Here is a 26,411-nt window from a genome sequence, read left to right as displayed (position 1 = left end):
TCAGATCAGACCGGAGTCGGCCAGTTTCTGCTCCAGCGCGGCCAGGTCGGGAATGCGCGCCTGGGCATCGCCCAGGTCCACCGCGTCCAGCTCCAGCGGCGCCAGCGGCACGTCGAGGCGCTTGAGATCGGCACCGACCTTCAGCGAGCGCGGGATGCCCTGCACCAGCAGGGCGAAGAATTTCACGTTGGGCCGTCCGCCCAGGGCGTTGACCACGATCACCCGCGCGCCAGGGCTGACTTCGGCCTGACCATCGGAGGCTGCTTCGAAGGACAGCAGCGGCAGCCGCAGGTCGCGCCAGGCGACCTGGCCCAGGTACCAGGACGGCAGACCCTCCACCGGGTGTGGCGCGCGGTAGGTGATCAACTCGGCCACCGCGACGTTGGGCAGCAGCAGGTTGCGGTCGGCCAGCGGTACCAGCAGACCGGTCAGGCTGCTGGGGGCGGCGTTGGCCGCGGCACCGTTGGCAACAGCGGTATTGGCGACGCCGGCATTGGCGACGGGGAGATCACTCATCGGGCCTTATCTCACTGCGTGACTGCGCCGACGCATTGCTCGGCAAGGTGGTTGACCAGCGCCGCGGCGAGTTCGCGCGGGTCGCCGGACAGGGTGCTGTAGCCGCCTTCGCGCAGGCTGTCGGGCATGCTGGAGCAGGCGCAGCTGTCGGCGCGCTGGGTCCAGATCGGCGCCCCCTGGCGACGCACGTAGGCGGCGGCGGCGCTGCCGTCGCTGCACATGCCGCTGAACACGATCACGCCGCAACGATCACCGTACTGCTGGGCGAGGTTGAGCATCATCTGGTCGATGGACGGGCTGTAGGGTTCCGGCCAGCTGCGATCTTCGACACGCATGCGTGCCGAGTCGTCGAAACCCAGCTGCTGGGTGATCGGTACTACCACGACTTCGCCGCAGCGCACCGGATCGCCATCGCGCACGGTGTTGACGTGCCACTGGCTGTGACGGCCGACCGCTTGCGGCAGGTTGGCTTCGAAGGACGCATCGATGTGCTGGGCATACAGGAAGCCCACTGGCAGACCGCCTGGCAGCGCATCGAGGAAGGTTTTCACTGCTGCCGGGCCACCCAGCGACGCGGCCAGCAGCCACACCTGCGCGGCCGGCTCGCCCGCCTTGAGCGGGGAGGCCGCGAGGTCATCGGGCAGCGTCACGCGGGTCGGGCGCTGCGCTTCATCGAGCAGCGCCGCCAGGCTGCGGCCGACGCCGGCGCTGGGATCACCCACCAGCTTGCGCAGCTTGGAGACCAGACGGCGCTCCCAGCGCGGGTAATGTTCGGAATGCCGCTCCGGCGCATGGCCTTCGCCGAACAGCACGGGCACCCGCGACTGTTCCAGCAGGTTGTCCACCAGCGGCGAGTCTTCCTGCTGCGCCAGGTCCACCAGCCACAGGTCGGTCTCGCAGGCGTCCAGCTGGTCGCCTTCCAGGCGCGCCGGGTCCGCATTAAGCACCACCTGGTAGCCGTGGCCGGCCAGGGCTTGCGCCAGCACGTGGCGCTGCAGGGAGGTATCGGCGATCACCGCGATCCGCGGCGTGCTCTGCTCAGACATGAGCCTTCACCAGCTTGTGGATGTTCTCCAGCAGCTCGGACTCCTGGTACGGCTTGCCCAGGTACTGGTTGACGCCGATGGCCAGAGCACGGTCGCGGTGCTTCTCGCCGGTACGGGAGGTAATCATGATGATCGGCAGGTCCCTCAGCTGTTCATCGTGGCGCACCAGCGTGGCCACCTCGAAGCCGTCCATGCGTGGCATCTCGATGTCCAGCAGCATGATGTCGGGCTTGTGTTCCTGCAGCTGGGCAATGGCGTCCACCCCGTCCTTGGCGGTGAGTACGTTCATGCCATTGCGCTCCAGCAGGCGGCTGGTGACCTTGCGCACGGTAACCGAATCGTCCACCACCATGACCAGGGTCGGGCGCTGGTGCTCGATTTCCGCCGCCGTCGGGCCGGCCAGTTGGCGACGCGGTTGCGACTGCAGGGCATGGGCATGGCGCACACGGATGGTCGCCAGCAGGTCGAGAATCACCACCACGCGACCGTCACCGAGGATGGTCGCGCCAGAGATGCCGCTGACGCCGGCGAACTGCGCGCCGAGGCTCTTCACCACGATTTCGCGCGAGCCCGCCAGGGCATCGACCTGCACCGCCACGGCGTGGTCCGCCGAGCGCACCAGGATCACCGGTAGCGGCAGCGACTGCCCGACCAGCTTGGGATGCTGGCCATTGTTGAGCAGGTCACCCAGGTATTTCAGCTCATAGCTCTGGCCGGCGTAGTCGAAGCGCGGCGCAGCGCCGGTCTCGTCGGCGGCGGCCTGCTCGTACAGCGCCTCCAGTTCGTACGGGGAGACCCGCACGATACCTTCGATGGTGTTCAGCGGCAGGGCGTACAGGTCCTCGCCGGAGAGCACCATCAGCGCGCGGTTCACCGACACGGTAAACGGCAGGCGGATGTCGAACTGGGTGCCTTCGCCGACGCTCGAGTGGATGCTCATGGAGCCGCCGAGCTGTTTCACCTCGGAGTTCACCACGTCCATGCCCACGCCACGGCCGGAGATCTGCGTGACCTTCTCGGCGGTACTGAAACCCGCCTCGAGGATGAACTGCAGCACCTCGTGGTCGTTCAGCTCGCTGTCGTCGGTCATCAGACCGCGCTCAATGGCCTTGCGGCGCACCGCTTCCAGGCGGATGCCGGCGCCGTCGTCAGCCAGGGTCAGGAGGATGTCGCCACCCTCGCGGCCCAGCGTCAGGCGGATGGTGCCCTGCTCCGCCTTGCCGGCGATGCGGCGTGCCTCGCCGGACTCGATGCCGTGGTCGACCGCGTTGCGCAGCATGTGCTCCAGCGGCGCGACGATACGCTCGAGCACGGTGCGGTCCATCTCGCCTTCAGCGTTGCTGACCACAAACTCCACCTGCTTGCCCAGCTCGCTCGCCACCTGGCGGACGATCCGGCGCAGGCGCGGCACCAGGCGGTCGAAGGGCACCATGCGGGTGCGCATCAGGCCTTCCTGCAGCTCGGTATTGACCCGCGCCTGTTGCAGCAGCAGGGTCTCGGCGTCGCGGTTCTTGGCGGCCAGGGTTTCCTTGAGGTCGAACAGGTCGGAAGCGGACTCGAACAGCGCGCGGGAGAGCTGCTGCAGTTGTGAGTAACGGTCCATTTCCAGCGGGTCGAAATCTTCGTAGCCGGCGCGCTCGGCGTCGGCCTGATGGCGCGAAAGGATCTGCGCCTGGGTTTCGGTGTCGAGGCGGCGCAGCTGATCGCGTACCCGCTCAATGGTCGCGTCCATCTCGCCCAGAGTCGAACCGACGTCGCTCACCTGCTGCTCGACGCGGCCGCGGAAGATGGACGTCTCGCCGGCGAGGTTGACCAGGCCTTCGAGCAGCTGTGCAGGCACCTTCACCAGTTCCTGCGGCGCACGCCGCGCAGCGGCCTCCTGGGCAGCTTCCTGGGCACGGCGGACGAAGGGCAGCACCACCGGCGCGTCGACACGCTGCGGAACGGCCGCTGCCATGATCGCTTCGGGCAGCGCCGGTAGGCTCACTGCGGCAGGCGGTTCGGCAATCGGTTGCTCGTCCAGCGCTTCGGGCTGGCTCTCCGCGCTTTCGACTTCGCCCAGGTGCAAGCGCAGTTGATCGACCTCATCCTGCAGACCTTCGAAGCCGGATTGTACGTCCAGCAACAGGCTTTCCGGCCAGGGCGCACCCTGCTGTTGGGCTTCACCCAGGTGCTGTTCGAGGTCATGGGCCAGATCGCCCAGGCCGGTCTGGCCAGCCAGGCGCGCACCGCCCTTGAGGGTGTGAAGAATGCGCAGCAACTCATCCAGTGCACCGTTCTCGCGTTCGGCGTCCCAGCGCCCCAGGGCCTGCTCCATGCCTTCGAGCAGGTCATCGGCCTCTTCCAGGAAGATATCCAGGATGTCGGCTTCCGGGCCTTCCGGCACGGCATGCGAGGAACCGACTGCCTGCAGGCTGACGCTGCTGGGGATACTCAGTTGTTCTTCGGGGTTGGCACGAAATCGGTGGATCGCGTCGATCAGCGATTCACCTCCCGGAATCCGGCGATGCTGCTGGACCGCTTCGAGCATCTCGGCGAGACGGTCGTGGCAGCGCTGCAGCAGCTCGAAGAGCGTCGGGCTGGCGCGCAGACGCCCGCCGCAAAGGCCTTCGTAGAGGAATTCCAGTTCGTGCGAGAGGTCGCCGATGGGGCGAATCTCGGCCATCCGCGCGCCGCCCTTGAGGGTGTGCAGGTCGCGTTGAAGCGCTTCCAGCTCGACGCTGTTGTCGGGGTTTTCCATCCAGCGCTGCAGAGCGCCGGACGAGCTTTCAAGGATGTCGAAACCTTCTTCGAGGAAGATTTCCACCAGTTCCTGGTCGCGGTCCTCGTCCAGCTCGTACTCGCTGTCCTGCACACCTGGCAGGTCGTCTGGGACAGGAGCGGCGGCAGGCTCGACGATCTCCGGCTCCGCGGGCAGCGAACCGGGGGCTTGGGCGCCGGGGGCGCTGCGGAAGGCCTGCAGTTCGACCTCTTCAGGTGCAATCTCCGCCTCGGCGGTGACATCGGGAAGGCCGGCGTCGAGGTCGATGACCTCAGGATCGGCAAGCTTGAGCCCGTCAGCGGCCTCGTCCTGCGCTGCAGCCTCGACAGGCAGCTCCGTTTCGATGTCGTCTTCGATGACCGGCGACAGCTCGACGGCCTCGTCCTCCTCGGCCACGGCATCCTGCTGCTGCGCAGCCAGGGCGTGCGGCGATTCGAGGCCGGCAGCCGGGTTCTGGCGGAAGGTGCGAATGGTCTGCACCAGATCGGCCGGATCGGTCAGCGCCTGGCCGGCCTGCAATTGATCGAGCTGGGTCGCCAGACGGTCGTGGCAGGTGCGCAGCAGGTCGCCCAGCGGCTGGCTGTGCTGGAAGCGATGGTCCAGCAGGCCTTCATAGAGCGATTCGAGCTCATGGGACAGGTCGCCGATTTCGCGGATTTCCGCCATGCGCGCGCCACCCTTGAGGGTGTGCAGATCGCGTTGCAGGGTCGAGAGCGCGGCGAGCCCCTCCGGCGAGGCCAGCCACTGCTCCAGCGCCTGGCCGGCGTTGTCCAGGATATCGACCGCCTCTTCGAGGAAGATCGCCACCATTTCCTCGTCCAGCGCACGCGGTGGTTGCTGCGGCGCAGGATGGCCATGCGGCGTCTCGGCGGTGACGACGTCATCATCGTCATCATCGGCGGCGCCGTGCGGGGCACCGTGGTTGTCAGCACGTGGCGACCAGCTCAGGCCGTCAGGCAGGTTGTCGTCGTCCACCGGACGGCTGTCGATGAGGAATTCCTCATCTTCGGCGGGGAAGTCCTCGGCGGTCAGGCGCTCCAGGTCGACGAACTCGATGTCGGCGTCATCCCGGGGTTCGTCGGCAGCACCCTCTGGCGCGGCGACCGGAGCATCCAGCAGGCGATGCAGTGCCTCGACCTGTTCCGGATGGGCGCTGACCTGCAGGGCGGCGGCCACCTGGTCCATCATGCCGATCAGCGCCTCATGGGCGGTCTCGGCAGCGGAGAAGAAGGCATCGCCGGTTTCCAGGCGACCCTGGCGCACGGCGCCGTAGACCGCCAGCAGCGCGTCGGCGAGTTCTGCCATCTGCGGCAGCTCGGCCATCTGCGCGCCACGGCTCAGGGTTTCCAGTTCGTCGTAAAGGGCCCCCAGCTCGTGACGTTCCTGCGGGTGCTCGCGCCAGCGGCGCAGCAGGTCCTCGGCGTCCAGCAGGATGTTCATGCCCTCGGCGAGGAACATGCCGATCAGCTGCGGATCGTTGCCACTGCCCTCGCCGCTCTCACCGCGACGCTTGGCCTCGGCGGCCTCCAGGCGCTCCTGGTGGATCTGCGCGATGCGCGCCAGCAGCTCCGGGCTGCCTTCGATGGGTGCCAGCGGGCGACCTTCGACGAGCTGGTCGAGCCCCATGCGGAACAGGCCTTCAGCGGCGTGCAGCAGCTCGGCCTCGCGCAGGTCGACCTGCAGCAGGTTGGTCTTGAATTCCTTCACCAGCCGCTCCAGCGGCGTGGCAATTTCGGCGATCGGCAGAATGCCGGCCATGTGCGCGCTGCCCTTGAGGGTGTGCAGGGCGCGCTGCAGGTCGTCGGTCACCGGCTGCGGCAGCTGCTGCGCGCAATCGGCGAGGAAGCCGACCAGGGTTTCCAGATGGGCTTCGGCTTCGTTGCGGAAGATCTCCAGCAACTGCGGATCGAGGCTATCGTCGAGCCCTTCGTCGGCCGCTTGCCCGGCGATTTCCTGGACATCGATCAGTTCAGGGGTGATCTCCTCGACCGGCGGCGCAGCCTCAGGCAGCCCACCGCCGGGCGGCGGCACCGGCTGCCCCTTGGCCAGGGCATGGGCGGTGGCCGCCAGGCGGTCGACATCGTCGCGCTGGCGCTGGGCGCTGGCGGCGTATTCCTCGACCAGTTCAGGCATCAGCGCAACCACGTCCTGCACCACCTGCAACACTGCTGGCGAGGCGGCGATGCTGCGGTCGAGCACGCGGTTGAGCAGGTTCTCGATGGACCAGGCCAGCTCGCCGATCACCAGCGCGCGAACCATCCGGCCACTGCCCTTGAGGGTGTGGAAGGCGCGGCGGATCTCGGTCAGCGACTCACGGTCGTCGGTGCTGACCAGCCAGGTCGGCAGGTGCTCGCCGATGGTCTCCAGCACTTCACCGGCTTCTTCGATGAAGACTTCGCGCAGCTCTTCGTCGATCGGTTCTTCGTCGGCGGGCGGCGGCAGCAGGCTGGGCGGCACGTCCTGGGCCGGCGGATTGATCGCCTGGACCGGGGCAGCCATGACTTCGGCCAGGGACAGCGGCTTCGCTGGCGCCTCGGCGACCAGCTCAGGCTCGGCCGGCGGGCTGGGCAGCTCGACTTCCGGCAGGTCCAGGTCGGCGATGTTCTCGTCGCTCCAGGCCTCGGCCTGGAAGCTCGGGGCCTCGGCTTCAGCCAGCGGCTCCAGCGGCTCCAGCTCTAGCGGGGCGTCGAGGCTCAGGTCGACGCCAGCGTCGAGCACGGTCGGCTCGCTCAGCTCGCCCAGGGTCCAGTTGTCGTCACTGACCAGCGCCTCTTCCGGCACGGACAGCTCGCCAGTAGCCGGCTGAGCAGCGAGGCCCAGGTCGTCCAGCGACTCCAGGCCTTCCAGCGCCGCGGGTTCCAGCGTCTCCAGGCTGGCGAAGTGTTCGTCCAGCTGCAGGGACGGCGCGGGCGACTCGGCAGCCGGCTGCGTCAGGTCGATGCTGAACCAGTCTTCCTCGACGGGCTTCTCGCCGGTCGGGGTGAGCGACTCCATGTCCCAGGTCAGCTCGTCCACCGGGGCCGGCGTGGCTTCCAGCGATGGCAGGCTGGCGAAGTCTTCGAGCAGCTCCGGCGACGCAGGGGTTTCGGCCTGCGGTGCGGAGAGGTCCAGGGATTCCCAGGTCTGCGCGGCAATCGGCGTGTCCAGCTGAGCCGGCTCGTCAAAACGAGGGGGCTCGGCCAGCGGAGCGGCGTCATCCAGGCTCCAGCTCAGCTCATCGGCCAGCGGCTGCGAGGGCGTTTCTTCCACCGTCTCGAGGCTGAACTCGATGCTGTCGGCCTTGTGGCTGTCGTCCAGCGACCAGCCCTCGTCGGCCAGGGTGGTGTCGGTGATTGGCGCGGCCGGCTCCAGCTCGATGTCCCAACTGAGGCTTTCCGGCTCCAGGGTGGCGGTCGGCGCGCTCGGTTCGGTAGAGGCGGCCAGCGGCTCGATCTCGTCCAGGGTCCAGGCGCGCAGTTCGGCGGTGGGCTCGGCGGCCGGCAGGCCGGAGTCCAGCTCCAGGGGTTCGAAGGTAAAGCCCGATTCGGCTTCGCCGGCGAGCGGGGCGTTGGACTCGGCAGTGAGCTCGATGTCGGCCAGCACGGCAGGTTCTTCCGCGGCAACGGGCGCGACGACTGGCTCCAGGGACTCGAACGTGAAGGGCTCTTCGCTGCCCGCCACGGGTTGCGGCGCGTCGAAATCAACCGGGTCCAGGGTCGGTTCTTCGACCGGCGCCGGCGCTTCGATGGATGCCAGCTCGGACGGCAGTTCCAGCGGCGGCTCTTCGCGCGGAGCCGTATCGAGGCTGACCGGCTCGAAGCTGTCGGCGATTTCCACCGGCGCGGCCAGTTCAGGGACCTCGTCCACCGGCACCGCTTCGGTCGGCTCGGCCAGCGGTTGTGCGGCCAGCACGTCGATTTCGTCGAGCGGATTGTCCAGAGGTGCAGGTTGCGGCGCCGAGGCATGCGCTTCCGGCTCCGCATCGAGGATCGACGGACGCGGCGTGAGCGAGTAGCCCAGGCTGTCCAGGCTCTCCTCGGCCACGTCGAGGATCATGTCGCCCTGGGTGTTGTGGTCTTCCGACAGGCGCTCGAGGTAGTACTCGACGCTGGTGATGGCGTCGGCCAGGGTGTCCAGGCTGTGCCAGTCCGGTACGGCCTGGCGTACCAGCAGTTGTTCCTGGATGTAGCGATTGCAGTTTTCCAGCAGTTTCGCCGCACGCTCCTGGGAGATCATCGCCAGGCCGCCGCGAACCTGCGTCAGCAGTTCCGGCACGCGGGCCAGGTGCTCGTGGTTCCACTGCGAGGCGATGAACTCGATGATCGCGTCCTTGGCCAGTTCCAGGCCATTGCGCGCTTCCTTGATCACCACCTGGTGGATCTGTTCGACGTCGGTGGTCGGCAGGACGTTCTCTTCGCTACCCGGCTCTTCGCTCGGGCCGACCATGCCGGCCAGGGTGGCCTCGACATAGAGCAGCGCGCCGGCGACGTCCATCAGGATGGCGTCGTTGGGCTGGCGCTGGCCGTGGGCCAGGGCACTGACCACGTCGATCTGGTCGAGGATGACCTTGCGCGGCTGGCCGAAGCCCAGCACGGCGAGGGTGTCGGCGATCTGCTTGAGCGGCGCCAGCAGGCTGCCCAGTTCGTTCACGCCGCTGCGGTCGCTGCGCACGAAGAGGTCAAGGCTGTCCTTGACCCGCACCAGCTCCTCGCACAGGGCGCCCACGACCGAACGCATGGCGTCACGGTCGGGCCCGGCGAGACGGGCGCGCTCCTCGTCCACCAGGGCCGCGCCCGGCAGGGCGTCGTCCAGGCGGTACTCGTCCTTCACCGCACGCACGCGCGGCGACTGGTCGGAGGCCTTGGCCACGTAGAACAGCAGGTTCTTGATCAGTTCGTCCGGCGCCGGCTGGTTCATGGCGTCGGCGCCCTGGTCGACCAGGCGCTTGAATTCGCGGTCGACCTGGCGCAGCAGGTTACGCACCGAAGTGCCGTTGGCGATGCTGCCGTTGGCCAGGCCTTCGATCATCGCCGAAGCGATGATCCACAGGCGGCCCAGCGGGGCGTCCTTGCACAGGGACTCGAGGCGGGCGAAGACACGCGCCAGGTAGCCCAGGTTGGTCGGCAGGTCCTGGTTGCGGATGACGCCGACCAGGGCGACCTGCAGCATCTGCCGCAGCTTGCGCAGCAGGGCCGGCAGCTCGGCGGTACGCAGGCGCGCCAGGGCGTCCACCGGCAGTACCGGGGATTCGCGGGACAGATCGGGGGAGAACAGGCTGGTTTCCGAGAGCAGCTTTTCGCCACGCGCGGTACGCAGGTCATTGAGCAGCGGCAGCACGACCAGCGGCAGGTCGCGGCGGGCGCTCTGGATGCGTTCGAGGTACGCCGGCAGCTGCAGGATGGCCTGCATCAGCACTTCCAGCGCTTCGCTCTGGCTGGAGGCCTTGCCGTCGATCAGCGCCTGGGTCAGGTACTCCATTTCTTCGGCGAGCAGGGCCGCGCCGTAGAACTCCACCATCTGCAGGGTGCCACGCACCTGGTGGATATAGGCCAGGCAAAAGCCCATCCGCGTCGGGTCCTGGGGGTTCTCGACGTAGGATTCGAGGGCTTGCCGCGCCTGCTTGAGCGTTTCGGCAATCTCGCCTTTTACCCATTCCAGGGCGACATAATCGTGCCGATCACCCATAGCCACTCCACTCATGTGTCTGTGTCATCCCTTCCGGGTAAAGGCCAGAACGCGCTCATCGGCGACCGGTTCGAGCAGCGGGTGGTGCCAATCGGCGACCTCACCCACTCCGATCACCAGCAATCCCCCAGGCGCCAGGCGCTCGGCCAGGCGGTTGAGGATTTCCCGCCGCCGCCAGCGGCGGAAATAGATCAGCAGGTTCTGGCAAAAAATCACGTCCATGCCGGACATTGGCGCCTTGGCCAGTTCCAGCACATTCAGCCGGGCGCAACAGACGCGCCCAGCGAGATCGGGTATCACGGCGTATCGACCGTCATCCTGCGCGCTGAAGTAGCGCGTGGCCAGTTCCGGGTCGATATCCGCAAGCTTGCGTGCCGCATAGATCGCCTCACGCGCCCGGTTCAGGGCATTGAGGCTGATGTCGGTGCCGGTCACGCCGAACAGCGGCGCAAGACCTGCGTCTTCCAGTACCTTGGCGGCCACCATGGCGAGGGAGTATGGCTCCTCGCCGCTGGAACAGCCGACGCTCCACAAGGCCAGCGGCCGGCTCGGGCCGACCTGTCCGAGGCGCAGGCGCAGAAAGCTCTCCAGCACCTCGAACGAAGCCTTGTGGCGAAAGAAACGGGTTTCCTGAACGGTGAGACGGTCCAGCAGGTTCGACCACTCGACCGCGCCGCGCGGGCCATCGGTGACCTGCCGGTAATAGGTACCGTAGTCGGCGATGCCCAGTTCGCGCATCCGCGCGCCCAGGCTGGTCTGCAGGAAGGCGCGGCGCTGCTCGTTGACCACGACGCCGGTCCGGTCTTCCAGCAGTGCCTGCCAGTCGCGGAAATCCGCGGCCGACATGTCGGCCAACGGCTGCAACGACCAGACGCCAGTTGCCTGCATGTCGCGCCCCTCGCTCAAGATTGTCGTGCGCTACCCGGCAAAGAGCAGCGCACCTCCTCTGCTCAGGCCTGTTCGGCGGTGTCCGGCAGTTTGAAGCCGGATACGGAGTGGCGCATCTCGCCGGCCATCTTGGCCAGGTTACCAATGCTGCGCGCGGTGGCAGTGGTACCGGCGGAGGTCTGCGAGGTGATCTCCTGGATCACGTTCATGGTGTTGGAAATGTGGCCGGCGGAGGAAGCCTGCTGACGGGCGGCGTTGGAGATGTTCTGGATCAACGCTGCCAGGGTCTTGGATACCTTCTCGATCTCTTCCAGGGACACACCGGCGTCCTGCGCCAGGCGGGCACCCCGCACCACCTCGGAGGTGGTCTGTTCCATCGAGATCACCGCTTCGTTGGTGTCGGTCTGAATGGTCTTCACCAGCGCCTCGATCTGCTTGGTCGCCGCCGAGGAACGTTCCGCCAGACGCTGTACTTCGTCCGCTACCACGGCGAAGCCGCGGCCCGCGTCGCCCGCCATGGACGCCTGGATCGCGGCGTTCAGTGCGAGGATGTTGGTCTGGTCGGCAATGTCGTTGATCAGGCTGACGATGTCACCGATCTCCTGGGACGATTCACCGAGGCGTTTGATCCGCTTCGAGGTGTCCTGGATCTGCTCACGGATGTTGTCCATGCCGGTGATGGTGTTGTGCACCACTTCGTTGCCCTTGTTGGCGATGGCTACGGAACGTTCCGCTACCGCCGAGGACTCGGAGGCGTTCGCCGATACCTGGTCAATGGACACGGCCATTTCGTTGATCGCGGCGGAGGCGCCGGCGATTTCCTGGGCCTGGTGCTCGGAAGCCTCGGCCAGGTGCATGGCGGTGGCCTGGGTTTCCTGGGCGGCGGCGGCCACCTGCACGGCGGTCAGGTTGATGGTTTCCACCAGCTCCCGGAGCTGGTCGATGGAGTAGTTGATGGAGTCCGCGATCGCACCGGTGAAGTCCTCGGTCACAGTCGCGGCCACCGTCAGGTCACCGTCGGCGAGGTCGGCGATTTCGTCGAGCAGTCGCAGAATCGCCGCCTGGTTACGTTCGTTCTTCTCGGCGGTCTCGGCCAGTCGGCGGTTGGTTTCACGCACCATCACCAAGCCGATGAGGATGATCGCGCCCAGGGCGATGATACCCAGCGCGGCGCTGGCAACCTGGTTGAACACGCGGCCTTCGGTCAGGTTCTCGAAGCCGGCGGCAAGGTTGGACGCCTTGTCCAGCAAGGTCTGGGAACCACCGAAGATGGTGTTGGCGGCTTCACGGACCTGGAACAGTTCCGGGGAGGTCTCGAGGATCTCGTCCACCGAGCCGGAAACGAATTCGAAGAGTTCGGAAATCTCGTTGAGGCGGTCGGTGGCCTCGGCGTTGGTCACCTTGGAGATGCTCATCGCCGCGTTGCCTTCCTTCATGCCCTTGAGTACGCGGCCGAAGAGGCTGGCGTCACGGCCGAAGCTGTCGGCTGCCTGCACGGAGTTCTCGTCACCGGCCAGCACCTTGTTCACCGAGCCGAGGATACGTTCGGCCAGCAGCGACTGGCGCTGGGCTACCGCGACCTGGTCGGCCGGGGCGCCGTTCTCCAGCAGGATGTCGACGACCTCTTCGTACTCCACCTGCAGTTGCGGGATGGTCTCGGCGAGGGTCGCGGCCACCTGGTGCAGGGACAGTACGGTCTGTTCGCTGGCGAGGATGGAGTCAGCGTTCTTGCGCAGGGTGTCCCAGTCCTTCTGCACATCCGCCATCTGCGGCTGTACCGAATCCGGGCTCGGCGGCAGGCCGGTGCTTTCGTCACCCTTGGTCAGGATGTTCCAGCGCTTCTCGAAGTCGTTGCGTGCTTCTTTCAGCAGCTTGAACGCCTCGCCCTTGCCCGCCGCGGCTTCCGTGGCGTTCTTGGCGATACGCTGGGACAGCACGCGCAGTTCGCCGGCATGGCCGATGTACTGCTTGTCGTGGTTCGCCTGGGTGTTGAGGTAAGCGAAGTTCGCGAACAGCAGAACGATCGCCACGATCAGGACCACGAAGAGCCCAAGGATCAGCGAGCTGCTACGCGCACCCGAAAAAAGACTGCCTGCCTTTATATTTTTCATATTCGGCCCCCGCCTGGACCCACCACGATTACGGTTTCCATGTCACAACAAGGGCCGGCAACGCCGGCCCAACCGGTCAAACTCTAGCTGGCGACATCCAGGAACCCCGGGTGTTGAGCCAGCGCATGCGGACTGAACACGAGCCAGGGTTGCTCCCGGTGGAAGACGCCATGAATAAAGGGTTGCAGGACCGCTTCGAGGGGCGGCAGCTGCTCGGAGAAGGTGTCCACCGGGAAGTGCTGCATGCCGAATACCTCATCGACGATGAGGCCGGCGAAGACTTCCTGGTGTTCCACGACGAGCACGCGCCGCTGTTTGCGCAGAGGCGAAAGCTCCGCGCCGAGGAAGCCGCACAGGTCCATGATCGGCAACAGGCGGCCGCGCACGTTGGCGACCCCCTTCACCCAGTCACGGACGCCGGGCAGCAGTGTGTAGCGCGGTTCGTGAAGAACCTCGCCGACCTCCCCCATGGGCGCAACGAACAGGCGCCCAGCCATGCGAAAGCCGATGCCGTTCCAGCTCTGCACCACCTCGCGCTGGGCGGGCAGGCCCGCAGCCAGCTGCCGACAGCGCTGATCGATCTGGACGAGAACCTCGAAAGGACTCTGGACTTCCGCCATGCCGGCCCTGGCCTTCTCTAATAATTATGTGCTGTACGTGCAGGCACGGCTGTATCAGCCGGCGAGCACCGAATTGATGGTCTTGAGCAGTGTTTCTTCGTCCACCGGCTTGGTCAGGTAGTCGCGAGCGCCCTGGCGCTTGCCCCAGACCTTGTCGGTCTCCTGGTCCTTGGTGGTGACGATGATGACCGGAATCGCGCTGGTTTCCGGGTCCTTGGACAACTGACGGGTCGCCTGGAAGCCGTTCAGGCCGGGCATGACGATGTCCATCAGGACGACGTCCGGCTTCTCCTGGCGAGCCAGGGCCACGCCATCGGCGCCATTTTCGGCCTTGAGCACCTGATGCGAGTGCTTCTCCAGCATCGCGGTCAGCTTGTACATCTCGGTCGGCGAGTCATCAACAATCAGAATTCGAGCCATTGTGGTCCCCATACGGAATAGGCGTCACCGGCGCATGCGCCGGACTTCAGGAAGCGTGCTCCACCGGGGTGAAGTCGGGCACATGGGTCTTGATCGCGCCGAGCAGTTCTTCCTTGCTGAAGGGCTTGGTGAGGTACTGATCGGAACCGACGATGCGACCCTTGGCCTTGTCGAACAGACCGTCCTTGGAGGACAGCATGATCACCGGCGTGGATTTGAAGGCACTGTTGTTCTTGATCAGGGCGCAGGTCTGATAGCCATCCAGGCGCGGCATCATGATGTCGACGAAGATGATGCTGGGATGGGTATCGGCGATCTTGGCCAGCGCATCGAAGCCGTCGATGGCTGTAATGACATCGCAGCCGACTTTCTTCAGCAGGGTTTCAGCCGTGCGACGAATCGTCTTGGAATCGTCGATCACCATTACTTTCAAACCGTCGGAATGCTGTTCCATGTTCGCCCTTACCATCTCGGTGAGTCGTTTTTCCGCTTTTTATTTCAGTGCGCGAGCGCCCTGCCACCGTCGGGCTGCGACCCAATCGTGGGAACCTTTTACCACAATCGCCAGAATCTTTACCACGCCCAGCAAATTCAGGCCATAAGACCCGGAACACGCAGGCTTTTTCCTTGACCGAGCGCACATCCAGCGCCACCCTGAGCGTCCATTTTCAGCCTTTTCGGCGCGACTCCAAGTCGCAGCCTCGAGTCCCAGGAGGACATCCCATGAGCGTACGCCTCGGGATCGTGATGGACCCCATCGCGCAGATCAGTTTCAAGAAGGACAGCTCCCTGGCCATGCTGCTCGCTGCCCAGGCTCGCGGCTGGGAGCTCTTCTATATGGAACAGCAGGACCTTTACCAGAAGGAGAACGTCGCCCGCGGCCGCATGCGTCCGCTCAAGGTGTTCTACGATCCGGCCCACTGGTTCGAGCTTGAAGACGAAGTCGACCAGCCGCTGTCGGACCTGGACGTCATCCTGATGCGCAAGGATCCTCCCTTCGACAACGAGTTCGTCTACTCCACCTACCTGCTGGAACAGGCTGAAACCGCCGGCACGCTCATCGTCAACAAGCCGCAGAGCCTGCGTGACTGCAACGAGAAGTACTTCGCCACGCTGTTCCCGCAGTGCGCGCCGCCGACGGTGGTCACCCGCCGGGCCGATATTTTGCGCGAGTTTGCATCACAGCATCGTGACATCATTCTCAAACCCCTGGACGGCATGGGCGGATCGATGATCTTCCGCCACCGCGAAGGCGACCCGAACCTCTCGGTGATCCTCGAGACCCTGACCCGCCACGGACAGGAACAGGTCATGGCGCAGCGCTACCTGCCGGCCATCAAGGACGGCGACAAGCGCATCCTGATGATCGACGGCGAGCCGGTGGAATACTGCCTGGCGCGCATCCCCGCCCAGGGCGAGACCCGCGGCAACCTGGCCGCCGGCGGCCGGGGCGTAGCCCAGCCACTGACCGAGCGCGACCGCTGGATCGCCGCACAGGTCGGCCCGGAGCTGCGCAAGCGCGGTCTGTTGTTCGTCGGCCTGGACGTGATCGGCGAGAACCTCACCGAGATCAACGTGACCAGCCCGACCTGCATCCGCGAGATCGATGCCGCCTATGACACACGCATCGGCGAGCGACTGATGGCCGTCATCGACGAAAAGCTCAAGGCGCGCAGTGCGTCATAGACTTTTATAAGCCTCGTCGGCAGACTTCCGCCCCACCCTGGCCTACGCGACCCGCAATGAACGCTGCAACCCACCAAGACTTCCCCGTGTCCTCCGGCGTCCGTCCGGCGGACCGTCTGGGTTTCACCCTGTTCGTCGCGGCCATCCTGCACGTGGCCGTGCTGCTGGGGGTGGGCTTCACCATGCCCAGCCCCAGCCAGCTGAGCAAGACGCTGGAAATCACCCTGGCCAGCTTCAAGAGCGAGAAGGCACCGGAAAAGGCCGACTACCTCGCCCAGATGAACCAGCAGGGCAGCGGCACCCTGGAACACAAGGCGATCCCCAAGACCACCGAGCAGGCGCCGTTCCAGGACACCGAAGTCAAGAAAGTCTCGCCTCCGGCCACCCCGCGCCAGGCCAAGAGCCCGGAAGCACCCAAGACCGCCGTCGCCACCCGCACCCCGCGCCCGGACAAGGTGCAGACCAAGCAGCAGACACCCAAGGCCGAGACCGTCGCCAAGCCGGCGCCACAGTTCGACTCCAGCCAGCTGTCGGCGGAAATTTCCAGCCTCGAGGCTGACCTCGCCCGCGAGCAGCAGGCCTACGCCAAGCGCCCGCGCATCCATCGCCTGAGCGCGGCCTCGACCATGCGCGACAAGGGCGCCTGGTACAAGGAGGAATGGCGCAAGAAGATCGAGCGCATCGGCAACCTCAATTACCCGGACGAAGCCCGTCGCCAGCGGATCTACGGCAACCTGCGCCTGCTGGTGTCGATCAACCGCGACGGCTCCCTCTATGAAGTCCAGGTGCTGGAATCTTCCGGCCAGCCCCTGCTCGACCAGGCCGCCCAGCGCATCGTGCGCCTGGCCGCGCCCTTCGCGCCCTTCTCCGGCGACCTGAACGACATCGACCGCCTGGAAATCATCCGCACCTGGCGCTTCGAGCGCGGCGATCGCCTGTCCAGCAACTGAGCCGACGCGCCCGGCAGCACCAGCTGACGCTTTCAAGTCTTGTCCCTTTGGCCCCCAGGCCTGAAACTAGCCGGCATGAAAAGCACAGCAGCCAGCTACCTCAAGCACCATTTCCTGATCGCCATGCCGCACATGGCGGACTCCAACTTTGCCCAGACCGTCACCTACCTCGTCGAGCACAACGAGCAGGGTGCCATGGGCCTGATCATCAATCGCCCCAGCGGCCTGAGTCTTGCCGACGTTCTCGAGCAACTGCGTCCGGACGAATTGCCACCGGTGCGCTGCCAGGGCATGACCATCTATACCGGTGGCCCGGTGCAGACGGATCGCGGGTTCGTCCTGCACCCCGCCGGACGCAGCTACCAGGCCACCCTGGAGCTGGGCGAGCTGTCGCTGTCCACCTCCCAGGACGTGCTGTTCGCCATCGCCGACGGCAGCGGCCCTGCCCAACACCTGATCACCCTCGGCTATGCGGGCTGGGAAGCCGGCCAGCTGGAAGCCGAACTGGCCGACAACGCCTGGCTGACCTGCCCCGCCGACCCGACTGTGCTCTTCGAGGTACCGGCCGAGCAGCGCCTGTCGGCGGCCGCCGAGCGGCTGGGGGTCAACCTCAGCCTGCTGACCGCCCAGGCCGGGCACGCCTGATGAGCAGCAAGCCCCTGCGCCTGCTCCTTGGCTTCGACTACGGGACCAAGCAGATCGGCGTTGCCGTCGGCCAGGCCATCACCGGCCAGGCCCGCGAGCTCTGCGTGCTCAAGGCACAGAACGGCGTGCCGGACTGGAACCGCGTCGAAGCCCTGATCAAGGAGTGGCAGCCCGACGCCATCGTCGTCGGCCTGCCGCTGAACATGGACGGCACCCCCAGCGACATGAGCGAGCGCGCCGAGAAGTTCGCCCGCCGCCTGCACGGCCGCTACAACCTGCCGGTGCACACCCACGATGAACGCCTGACCACCTACGCCGCGAAGGGCGAACGCCTGGCCCAGGGCCAGCGCGACGGCTACCGCGAGCGCCCGGTGGACGCCCTGGCCGCCACCCTGCTGCTGGAGGGCTGGCTGGCCGACAACGCCCCCGCTTGACCCCAGGTCGCCTCCCTCGCCTGCCGCAGCGCCTCTTGACCTGAAGCAGCGCCAGGGGAGCGAAAGCCACTAAGCTTGCCGGACCACTCCTTCCCGGAACGGTCCGCCCCGATGGCCGCCCGCGCCGGGTGGCCCCGCCAACCGAACCGGAGACGTCATGACCCTGCCCAGCCCCGCCGAACTCATCCCCCGCATGGCCACCGACCTGCGCAACTACCTGGCACAGCGCGGTATCGACGCGCCGCGTTTCGTCGGCATCCACACCGGCGGCATCTGGGTCGCCCAGGAACTGCTCAAGGCACTGGGCAGCGACGAGATCCTCGGCATTCTCGACGTCTCCTTCTACCGCGACGATTTCACCCGCAGCGGCCTGCACCCGCAGGTCCGTCCGTCGGAACTGCCGTTCGAGATCGACGGCCAGCATCTGGTGCTGGTGGACGACGTGCTGATGAGCGGCCGGACCATCCGCGCCGCGCTCAACGAGCTGTTCGACTACGGCCGCCCGGCCAGCGTGACCCTGGTCAGCCTGGTCGACCTGAACAAGCGCGAACTGCCGATTCGTCCGGATGTCGTCGGCGAAACCCTGTCATTGGCACCCAACGAGCGGGTAAAATTGCGCGGTCCCGCACCACTTGTCCTCGAGCGCACGCTTCTCAGCACCGCGCTGTAACCCCGCGCGCCCGGACATCCACCCCCAACTTTCAGGGCCTGCCACATGCCGACCGACGCCAAGCGCCCGCTGCAGCTCAACGATCTGGGCCAGCTGCGCCACTTCCTCTCGCTCGACGGGTTGTCCCGCGAACTGCTGACTGAAATCCTCGACACCGCCGACTCCTTCCTCGAAGTCGGCGCCCGCGCAGTGAAGAAAGTCCCGCTGCTGCGCGGCAAGACCGTGTGCAACGTGTTCTTCGAGAACTCCACGCGCACCCGTACCACCTTCGAACTGGCCGCCCAGCGCCTGTCCGCCGACGTCATCTCGCTGAACGTGTCGACTTCCTCGACCAGCAAGGGCGAGACGCTCACCGACACCCTGCGCAACCTAGAAGCCATGGCCGCCGACATGTTCGTCGTGCGCCACAGCGACTCGGGCGCCGCGCACTTCATCGCAGAGCACGTCAGCCCCAACGTCGCCGTGATCAACGGTGGCGACGGCCGCCACGGCCACCCGACCCAGGGCATGCTCGACATGCTCACCATCCGCCGCCACAAGGGCAGCTTCGAGAACCTCTCGGTGGCCATCGTCGGCGACATCCTGCACTCGCGGGTAGCGCGCTCCGACATGCTCGCGCTGAAAACCCTCGGTTGCCCGGACATCCGCGTCATCGCCCCGCGCACCCTGCTGCCCGTGGGCCTGGAAGAGCAGTACGGGGTGAAGGTGTTCACCGACGCCAACGAAGGCCTGAAAGGCGTCGACGTGGTGATCATGCTGCGCCTGCAGCGCGAGCGCATGGCCGGCGGCCTGCTGCCCAGCGAAGGCGAATTCTTCAAGCTCTACGGCCTGACCCAGAAGCGCCTGCAGCTGGCCAAGCCCGACGCCATCGTCATGCACCCCGGCCCGATCAACCGCGGCGTGGAGATCGACTCAGCGGTGGCTGACGGCGAACAGTCGGTGATCCTCAACCAGGTCACCTACGGCATCGCCATCCGCATGGCCGTGCTGTCCATGGCCATGAGCGGCCAGAACGCCCAACGCCAGCTGGAACAGGAGGACGCGCAATGACCGTCAGTATTCGTGGCGCCCACCTGATCGACCCGGCCAGCGGCCTGGACAAGGTCTGCGACCTGCACATCGAGGCCGGCCGCATCATCGCCATCGGCGACGCCCCCGAAGGCTTCCACGCCGCCCAGGAAATCGACGCCGCCGGCCTGGTCGCCGCGCCCGGCCTGGTCGACCTGAGCGTCGCCCTGCGCGAGCCGGGCTACAGCCGCAAGGGCAGTATCGAGAGCGAAACCCGCGCCGCCGCGGCCGGTGGCGTCACCAGCCTGTGCTTCCCGCCGCAGACCAAGCCGGTACTGGACACCTCCGCCGTCGCCGAACTGATCCTCGACCGCGCCCGCGAGGCCGGCAACGCGAAAGTCTTCCCCATCGGCGCGCTGACCAAGGGTCTGGCCGGTGAGCAGTTGTCCGAACTGGTCGCCCTGCGCGATGCCGGCTGCGTGGCCTTCACCAACGGCCTGGCACCGATGGCGAGCAATCGCGTACTGCTGCGCTCGCTGGAGTACGCGGCGACCTTCGATCTGACCGTCATATTCACGTCCCAGGACAACGACCTGGCCGAAGGCGGCATCGCCCACGAAGGCCCGACCGCCAGCTTCCGCGGCCTCGCCGGCATTCCGGAAACCGCGGAGACCGTGGCCCTGGCGCGCAACCTGCTGCTGGTGGAGCAATCCGGCGTCCGTGCGCACTTCAGCCAACTGACCAGCGCCCGGGGCGTCGAGATGATCGCCCAGGCTCAGGCCCGCGGCCTGCCGGTCACCGCCGACGTGGCGCTGTACCAGCTGATCCTCACCGACGAAGCGCTGGCGGACTTCTCCAGCCTGTACCACGTGCAGCCGCCGCTGCGCTCGCACAAGGACCGCGACGCCCTGCGCGACGCAGTGAAGAGCGGCGTGATCCAGGCCATCGCCAGCCATCACCAGCCCCACGAGGCAGACGCGAAGAACGCCCCGTTCGCCGCGACCGACCCGGGCATCAGCAGCGTCGAACTGCTGCTGCCGCTGGCCATGACCCTGGTCCAGGACGGCCTGCTCGACCTGCCGACCCTGCTCGCACGCCTCTCCAGCGGCCCCGCCGCGGCGCTGCGGCTGCCGGCCGGCAAGCTGGCAGTGGGTGCGGCAGCAGACGTGGTGCTGTTCGAAGCCGACGGCCAGACCCTGGCAGGCGAAACCTGGCACTCCCGTGGGCAGAACTGCCCGTTCCTCGGCCACTGCCTGCCGGGCGTAGTGCGCTGCACCCTGGTGGATGGGCATATCGTCCACGCGGTGTAACGCTCCATCGCGCCATGAAAAGGCCCGCCGATTGGCGGGCTTTTTCATGCAGGGAAGTCGGACGTAGCATGGCCTGCGCGGTTTCGCGCCCTTGTAGAAATGGTCCGGCGCAGGGCGTCAGATCATCGCCAACGCCTTGGCCAGGTCCGCGCGCAGGTCCTCCACATCCTCCACGCCCACCGACAGGCGAATCAGCGAATCGCCGATGCCCAGCGCCGCGCGGTTTTCCGGCGGGATGCTGGCGTGGGTCATGATCGCCGGGTGCTCGATCAGGCTTTCCACGCCGCCCAGGCTTTCCGCCAGGGCGAACAGCTGGACGCTCTCCAGGAAGCGCCGCGAGCCGGCGAGATCGGTATCCAGGTCCAGCGAGATCATCCCGCCGAAGCCCTTCATCTGCGCGCGTGCCAACTCGTGCTGCGGGTGCGATGCCAAGCCGGGATAGTAGACGCGCTTCACTTGTGGCTGCTGTTCCAGCCACCGCGCCAGCTCGAGCGCATTGGCGCAGTGCCGCTCCATGCGCAGGGCCAGGGTCTTCACCCCGCGCAGGGTGAGGAAGGCGTCGAACGGCCCGGCGATGGCCCCCACCGAGTTCTGCAGGAAGCCCAGGCGCTCGGCGAGGTCGGGATTGTCGCCGACAATGGCGATGCCACCGATGACGTCGGAGTGGCCGTTCAGGTACTTGGTGGTGGAGTGCACGACGATGTCGAAGCCCAGGTCCAGCGGCCGCTGCACATAGGGACTGGCGAAGGTGTTGTCGGCCACGCAGAGGATGCCGCGCGCGCGGCAGGTGCGGGCGATGGCGGCGAGATCCGTCAGGCGCAGCAGCGGGTTGCTCGGGGTTTCCACCCAGACCATGCGCGTCTTGTCGGTCAGCGCCGCTTCCAGGGCGCCGGGCTGGGCCAGGTCGGCGAAGTGGAAGTCATGCCCGGCGCTGCGCCGACGTACCCGCTCGAACAGGCGGAAGGTGCCGCCGTAGAGATCGTTGCCGGAGACGATGTGCGAGCCGGCATCGAGCAGCTCCAGCACGGCCGAGATGGCCGCCAGGCCCGAGGCGAAGGCGAACGCCTTGCTGCCACCTTCCAGGTCCGCCACACAGCGCTCCAGCGCCCAGCGAGTCGGATTGTGCGAGCGGCCGTAGTCCAGTCCCTTGTGCACGCCGGGGCTGTCCTGGCGGTAGGTGGAGTTGGCGTAGATCGGCGGCATGATCGCCCCGGTGGACGGGTCCGGCTCCTGCCCGGCGTGGATTACGCGGGTGGCGAAACCGAGGCGGTCGTCGTGCTGGCTCATGCGAGGGTCCTCCGCAGATGGTTGAGCAGGTCGAATCGGGTAATCAGGCCGTGGAAGCCCGAGGCGTCGGCGATGATGGCTACCAGGCCGCGCCCGAGCACGGCTTCCAGTTCGGCGAGGCTGGCGCCGGGAGCCAGGGTTTCCGGGGCGTCGCTCATGGCGCTGGAGACCTCGCAACGGTAGTGCGCCGGGTCGTCATGCACGCCCATGAGAATGTCGGACTCGTCGATCACGCCTACCAGACGCTTGCCGTCGAGTACAGGCAGCTGGGAGATGTCTGCCAGGCGCATGCGCTGGAAGGCGGTGAGCAGGGTGTCGCCGGGACCGACACTGACCACCCGCCCTTCTTCGAAGCGGCGCGCGACGATGTCGCGCAGGTCACCGTAGCGCTTGCGCTGCAGCAGGCCCTGGTCGGTCATCCACTGGTCGTTGTAGATCTTCGACAGGTAGCGCGTGCCGGTGTCGCAGACCAGGCTGACCACGCGCTTGGGTTCGGTCTGCTCGCGGCAGAAGCGCAGCGCGGCGGCCAGCAGCGTGCCGGTGGACGAGCCGGCGGCGATGCCTTCGTTGCGCAGCAGCTCACGGGCAGTGGCGAAGCTTTCCTCATCGCTGATCGAATAGGCGTGGCGCACGCTGGAGAGGTCGGCGATCGACGGCACGAAGTCTTCGCCGATGCCCTCCACCGCCCAGGCGCCGGGCGTACCGATGGCGCCGGTGCGCGAGTACTCGGCCATGATCGAGCCGACCGGGTCGGCCAGGACCATTTCCAGCTCGGGCTGGACCTTCTGGAAGAAGCGCGTGAGACCGGTGAGCGTGCCGGCGGAGCCGACGCCGACCACCACGGCATCGAGATCATGGCCGGTCTGCGCCCAGATTTCCGGGCCGGTGCCGGTCTCGTGGGCCAGCGGGTTGGCGGGGTTGTTGAACTGGTCGGCGAAGAAGGCGTCGGGCAGGTCTTTCGCCAGCCGCGCGGCGACGTCCTGGTAGTACTCCGGGTGCCCCTTGCCGACATCGGAGCGGGTGATGTGCACCTCGGCGCCCATGGCGCGCAGGTGCAGAACCTTCTCGGTGGACATCTTGTCCGGCACCACCAGCACCACCCGGTAGCCCTTGGCGCGACCTACCAGCGCCAGGCCCAGGCCGGTGTTGCCGGCGGTGGCCTCGACGATCACGCCACCGGGCTTGAGCCGACCGTCGCGCTCGGCGGCCTCGATCATGGCGACGCCGATGCGGTCCTTGATGGAGCCGCCAGGGTTCTGCGATTCGAGCTTGAGGAACAGGGTGCAGGGTCCGGTATCGAAGCGCGTCACGCGGACCATGGGGGTATTGCCGATCAGGTCGAGCACGGCAGGGCGGGATTCGTTGCTCATGGCAGCCACTCCTTCTGCGGCGCCACGGGGATCGCCCGGCGGCGCCTGCTACTGTCCTCCTGACCTTAGGCGGGAGGCACAGGTCGCGCCAGGCGGCGCGACGAAAGACGACAGCGCAGGAACCTGCAGGAGCGAGCCATGCCCGTGGTCGTGCACGGGGCGCGCTCCTGCAGGGGAGTACAGCGCCACGGGAGCGAGGTCAGATACGCTGCGGCCCGTTGCGCTCGGAAATCTGGCTGTTCAGCGTCCAGAAGTCATAGAGCACGCCGATGAAGAACAGCCCGCCGGTGAACAGGTAGAGGATGCCGGTGAGCCACTTGCCCATGTACATGCGGTGCACGCCGAACACGCCGAGGAAGGTCAGCAGGATCCAGGCGACGTTGTAGTCCACGCCACCGGCGCGGTAGCGCTGGTCCGCGGCGTCATCCATCGAGGGGATGAGGAACAGGTCGATGATCCAGCCGATGAAGAACAGGCCCAGGGTGAAGAACCAGAGGGTGCCGGTGATCGGCCGACCGTAGTAGAAGCGGTGCGAGCCAGTGAAGCCGAAGATCCAGAGCAGGTAGCCGATGACCTTGCTGTGGGTGTCAGGGTTGGCGGACATGCCTTTCTCCCGTTGCATGACAAGGCCATCAGCATAAACGAAAAGCCCGCACGGGCGGGCTTCTCAGGCGCTATCCGTTCGCAGGGCAGGTTCAGCGGAAACGGCGGCTGGGGTCGTCGTCGCTCATCTCCAGGGTCAGCCCCTGGGTCATGGTGGTCAGGTGGTCGGCGTCGGTCTCCGAGCCCAGCTTGATCATCAGGCGCAGGTCGTTCGCCGAGTCGGCGTAGGCCAGCGCATCTTCGTAGGTGATCTCGCCCTGGGTGTAGAGCTGGTACAGCGCCTGGTCGAAGGTCTGCATGCCCTGCTCGGTGGAGCGCTTCATCAGCGGCTTGAGCTCATGGACCTCGCCCTTGCGGATCAGGTCGGCGGCCAGCGGGGTGTTCAGCAGTACCTCGATCACCGCGCGACGGCCCTTGCCATCCGGGGTCGGCACCAGCTGCTGGGCGACGATGGCCTTGAGGTTGAGCGACAGGTCCATCCACACCTGGCCATGACGGTCGGCCGGGAAGAAGTGGATGATCCGCTCCAGCGCCTGGTTGGCGTTGTTGGCGTGCAGGGTCGCCAGGCACAGGTGGCCGGTTTCGGCGAAGGCCACAGCATGGTCCATGGTCTCGCGCGAGCGCACCTCGCCGATCATGATCACGTCCGGCGCCTGGCGCAGGGTGTTCTTCAGGGCGACCTCGAAGGTATCGGTATCCAGGCCCACCTCACGCTGGGTGACGATGCAGCCCTGGTGCTGGTGGATGTATTCGATGGGGTCTTCGATGGAGATGATGTGCCCGGTGGAGTTCTTGTTGCGGTAGCCGATCATCGCCGCCAGCGAGGTGGACTTACCGGTGCCGGTGGCGCCGACGAAGATCACCAGACCGCGCTTGGTCATCGCCAGCTTCTTGAGGATTTCCGGCAGCTTCAGGTCGTCGATGGTCGGGATGTTGGTCTCGATGCGGCGCAGCACCATGCCCACCAGGTTGCGCTGATAGAAGGCGCTGACACGGAAACGGCCGACGCCACGGGCGCTGATGGCGAAGTTGCACTCGTGGTTCTCGGCGAAGTCGCGGCGTTGCTGCTCGTTCATCACCGACAGCACGGTCTCGCGGGTCTGTTCCGGCGACAGCGCGGTCTTGGTGACCGGCAATACCTTGCCATTGACCTTCATCGACGGAGGTACGCCCGCCGTGATGAACAGGTCGGAGGCTCCCTTTTCCACCATCAGGCGCAACAGCTTCTCGAATTCCATGATCTTTCTCGCGCAGGTTCACGCTGACTACGACGGGGCTGTCGGATCACGAAGCGAGTGCGTGTGGCGCGCTCCGTGCGCCGGGCCGCAAGGGGCCCGGTGGGATTAGAAGTTTTCCGGGATCTTGGCTTTTTCCTTCGCCGCGTCGCGGGTCACCAGGCCCTTGGCGACCAGGCCCTTGAGGCACATGTCGAGGGTCTGCATGCCCAGCGCGCCGCCGGTCTGGATCGCGGAGTACATCTGCGCGACCTTGTCCTCGCGGATCAGGTTACGGATGGCCGGGGTGCCGATCATGATCTCGTGGGCCGCGACACGACCGCCGCCGATCTTCTTCAGCAGGGTCTGGGAAATCACTGCCTGCAGGGACTCGGAGAGCATGGAACGGACCATGGATTTCTCTTCGGCGGGGAACACGTCGACGATACGGTCGATGGTCTTGGCCGCGGAGGTGGTGTGCAGGGTGCCGAAGACCAGGTGACCGGTTTCCGCGGCGGTCAGCGCCAGGCGGATGGTCTCCAGGTCGCGCATCTCGCCCACCAGGATGATGTCCGGGTCTTCACGCAGGGCCGAGCGCAGGGCCTCGTTGAAGCCCAGGGTGTCACGGTGCACCTCGCGCTGGTTGACCAGGCACTTCTTCGATTCGTGGACGAATTCGATCGGGTCTTCGACGGTGAGGATGTGGCTGTACTTGGTGTTGTTCAGGTAGTCGAGCATCGCCGCCAGCGAGGTGGACTTGCCCGAACCGGTCGGGCCGGTAACCAGCACCAGGCCGCGCGGCACGTCGGAGACGCGCTTGAAGACTTCGCCCATCCCCAGGTCTTCCATGGTCAGCACCTTGGAGGGAATGGTCCGGAACACGGCGCCGGCACCGCGGTTCTGGTTGAAGGCGTTGACCCGGAAGCGCGCCACGCCAGGGACTTCGAAGGAGAAGTCGGTTTCCAGGAATTCTTCGTAATCCTTGCGCTGCTTGTCGTTCATGATGTCGTAGATCAGCGCGTGAACCTGCTTGTGCTCGAGCGGTGGCAGGTTGATGCGGCGCACATCGCCGTCGACGCGGATCATCGGCGGCAGGCCGGCCGAGAGGTGCAGGTCCGAAGCGCCCTGCTTGGCGCTGAAGGCGAGCAGCTCGGTAATATCCATGGGACTCCCCAATCAAGAGCAAGCAGGTAGAATGCCGCAGAACA

20 protein-coding genes are annotated in these 26,411 nt (G+C 66.4%); 7 read left to right on the top strand and 13 right to left on the bottom strand.

The features are described 5' to 3' along the window. From AC1ZV1_RS02200 to pilG, 8 genes are all read right to left on the bottom strand, one after another. Positions 1–516 carry a chemotaxis protein CheW gene (locus tag AC1ZV1_RS02200; RefSeq protein ID WP_484295340.1) on the bottom strand — a complete coding sequence of 172 codons (516 nt, stop codon included), beginning with the start codon at positions 514–516 and terminating at the stop codon, positions 1–3. 11 nt (positions 517–527) lie between these two features. Continuing rightward, the gene (locus tag AC1ZV1_RS02195) at positions 528–1,562 is read right to left on the bottom strand and encodes a chemotaxis protein CheB (RefSeq protein ID WP_484295339.1); all 1,035 of its coding nucleotides are present in this window, start codon (positions 1,560–1,562) and stop codon (positions 528–530) included. Further along, entirely contained in the window at positions 1,555–9,987 is an 8,433-nt protein-coding gene (locus AC1ZV1_RS02190) for an Hpt domain-containing protein (protein ID WP_484295338.1), read from the bottom strand. Before AC1ZV1_RS02190 ends, AC1ZV1_RS02195 begins: the two co-directional genes overlap by 8 nt. Positions 9,988–10,011: 24 nt before the next feature. Then, positions 10,012–10,875: a protein-glutamate O-methyltransferase gene (locus AC1ZV1_RS02185; RefSeq protein WP_484295337.1), complete on the bottom strand. Its 864-nt coding sequence runs from the start codon at positions 10,873–10,875 to the stop codon at positions 10,012–10,014. Positions 10,876–10,937: 62 nt separating this feature from the next. Next, on the bottom strand, positions 10,938–12,986 hold the full coding sequence (locus AC1ZV1_RS02180) for a methyl-accepting chemotaxis protein (RefSeq protein ID WP_484295336.1): 2,049 nt from the start codon (positions 12,984–12,986) through the stop codon (positions 10,938–10,940). A gap of 83 nt (positions 12,987–13,069) precedes the next feature. Continuing rightward, positions 13,070–13,606, bottom strand: a complete 537-nt coding sequence (locus AC1ZV1_RS02175) for a chemotaxis protein CheW (RefSeq protein WP_017520132.1) — start codon at positions 13,604–13,606, stop codon at positions 13,070–13,072. Positions 13,607–13,660: 54 nt separating this feature from the next. Next, the gene (pilH, locus tag AC1ZV1_RS02170) at positions 13,661–14,026 is read right to left on the bottom strand and encodes a twitching motility response regulator PilH (protein ID WP_024766237.1); all 366 of its coding nucleotides are present in this window, start codon (positions 14,024–14,026) and stop codon (positions 13,661–13,663) included. Between the two features lie 46 nt (positions 14,027–14,072). Beyond that, positions 14,073–14,480, bottom strand: coding sequence for a twitching motility response regulator PilG (pilG, locus tag AC1ZV1_RS02165; RefSeq protein WP_015475142.1), 408 nt, complete (start codon positions 14,478–14,480; stop codon positions 14,073–14,075). A gap of 269 nt (positions 14,481–14,749) precedes the next feature. Here pilG and gshB point away from each other — a divergent pair, with 269 nt between their 5' ends. The 7 genes from gshB (at position 14,750) to AC1ZV1_RS02130 (ending at position 20,729) form a co-directional block, all read left to right on the top strand. After that, positions 14,750–15,712, top strand: coding sequence for a glutathione synthase (gshB, locus tag AC1ZV1_RS02160; protein ID WP_484295335.1), 963 nt, complete (start codon positions 14,750–14,752; stop codon positions 15,710–15,712). A 56-nt stretch (positions 15,713–15,768) separates the two neighbouring features. Continuing rightward, the gene (locus AC1ZV1_RS02155) at positions 15,769–16,662 is read left to right on the top strand and encodes an energy transducer TonB (RefSeq protein ID WP_484295334.1); all 894 of its coding nucleotides are present in this window, start codon (positions 15,769–15,771) and stop codon (positions 16,660–16,662) included. 75 nt (positions 16,663–16,737) lie between these two features. After that, a complete protein-coding gene (locus tag AC1ZV1_RS02150) occupies positions 16,738–17,307 on the top strand; it encodes a YqgE/AlgH family protein (protein WP_484295333.1) in 570 nt (189 codons plus the stop codon). Then, on the top strand, positions 17,304–17,741 hold the full coding sequence (gene ruvX, locus AC1ZV1_RS02145; protein WP_484297485.1) for a Holliday junction resolvase RuvX: 438 nt from the start codon (positions 17,304–17,306) through the stop codon (positions 17,739–17,741). Before AC1ZV1_RS02150 ends, ruvX begins: the two co-directional genes overlap by 4 nt. A gap of 157 nt (positions 17,742–17,898) precedes the next feature. After that, on the top strand, positions 17,899–18,411 hold the full coding sequence (pyrR, locus tag AC1ZV1_RS02140) for a bifunctional pyr operon transcriptional regulator/uracil phosphoribosyltransferase PyrR (RefSeq protein ID WP_138519690.1): 513 nt from the start codon (positions 17,899–17,901) through the stop codon (positions 18,409–18,411). A 45-nt stretch (positions 18,412–18,456) separates the two neighbouring features. After that, on the top strand, positions 18,457–19,461 hold the full coding sequence (locus AC1ZV1_RS02135; RefSeq protein ID WP_484295332.1) for an aspartate carbamoyltransferase catalytic subunit: 1,005 nt from the start codon (positions 18,457–18,459) through the stop codon (positions 19,459–19,461). Further along, on the top strand, positions 19,458–20,729 hold the full coding sequence (locus AC1ZV1_RS02130) for a dihydroorotase (RefSeq protein WP_484295331.1): 1,272 nt from the start codon (positions 19,458–19,460) through the stop codon (positions 20,727–20,729). Before AC1ZV1_RS02135 ends, AC1ZV1_RS02130 begins: the two co-directional genes overlap by 4 nt. 117 nt (positions 20,730–20,846) lie before the next feature. Here AC1ZV1_RS02130 and AC1ZV1_RS02125 read toward each other — a convergent pair whose 3' ends face one another. From AC1ZV1_RS02125 to pilT, 5 genes are all read right to left on the bottom strand, one after another. Continuing rightward, the gene (locus AC1ZV1_RS02125; protein ID WP_484295330.1) at positions 20,847–22,016 is read right to left on the bottom strand and encodes a trans-sulfuration enzyme family protein; all 1,170 of its coding nucleotides are present in this window, start codon (positions 22,014–22,016) and stop codon (positions 20,847–20,849) included. Next, on the bottom strand, positions 22,013–23,386 hold the full coding sequence (locus AC1ZV1_RS02120; protein ID WP_484295329.1) for a pyridoxal-phosphate dependent enzyme: 1,374 nt from the start codon (positions 23,384–23,386) through the stop codon (positions 22,013–22,015). Before AC1ZV1_RS02120 ends, AC1ZV1_RS02125 begins: the two co-directional genes overlap by 4 nt. 199 nt (positions 23,387–23,585) lie before the next feature. Beyond that, positions 23,586–23,990: an NINE protein gene (locus AC1ZV1_RS02115; RefSeq protein WP_484295328.1), complete on the bottom strand. Its 405-nt coding sequence runs from the start codon at positions 23,988–23,990 to the stop codon at positions 23,586–23,588. 91 nt (positions 23,991–24,081) lie between these two features. Continuing rightward, a complete protein-coding gene (pilU, locus tag AC1ZV1_RS02110) occupies positions 24,082–25,227 on the bottom strand; it encodes a type IV pilus ATPase PilU (protein WP_236172740.1) in 1,146 nt (381 codons plus the stop codon). Between the two features lie 105 nt (positions 25,228–25,332). Beyond that, on the bottom strand, positions 25,333–26,367 hold the full coding sequence (gene pilT / locus AC1ZV1_RS02105) for a type IV pilus twitching motility protein PilT (RefSeq protein ID WP_484295327.1): 1,035 nt from the start codon (positions 26,365–26,367) through the stop codon (positions 25,333–25,335). Positions 26,368–26,411: the final 44 nt, after the last annotated feature.

The sequence above is a fragment of the Pseudomonas sp. BB438 genome, assembly GCF_057180225.1.
Note: the sequence above shows the minus strand (reverse complement) of the source record. Positions and strands in the feature narration are given on the sequence as shown.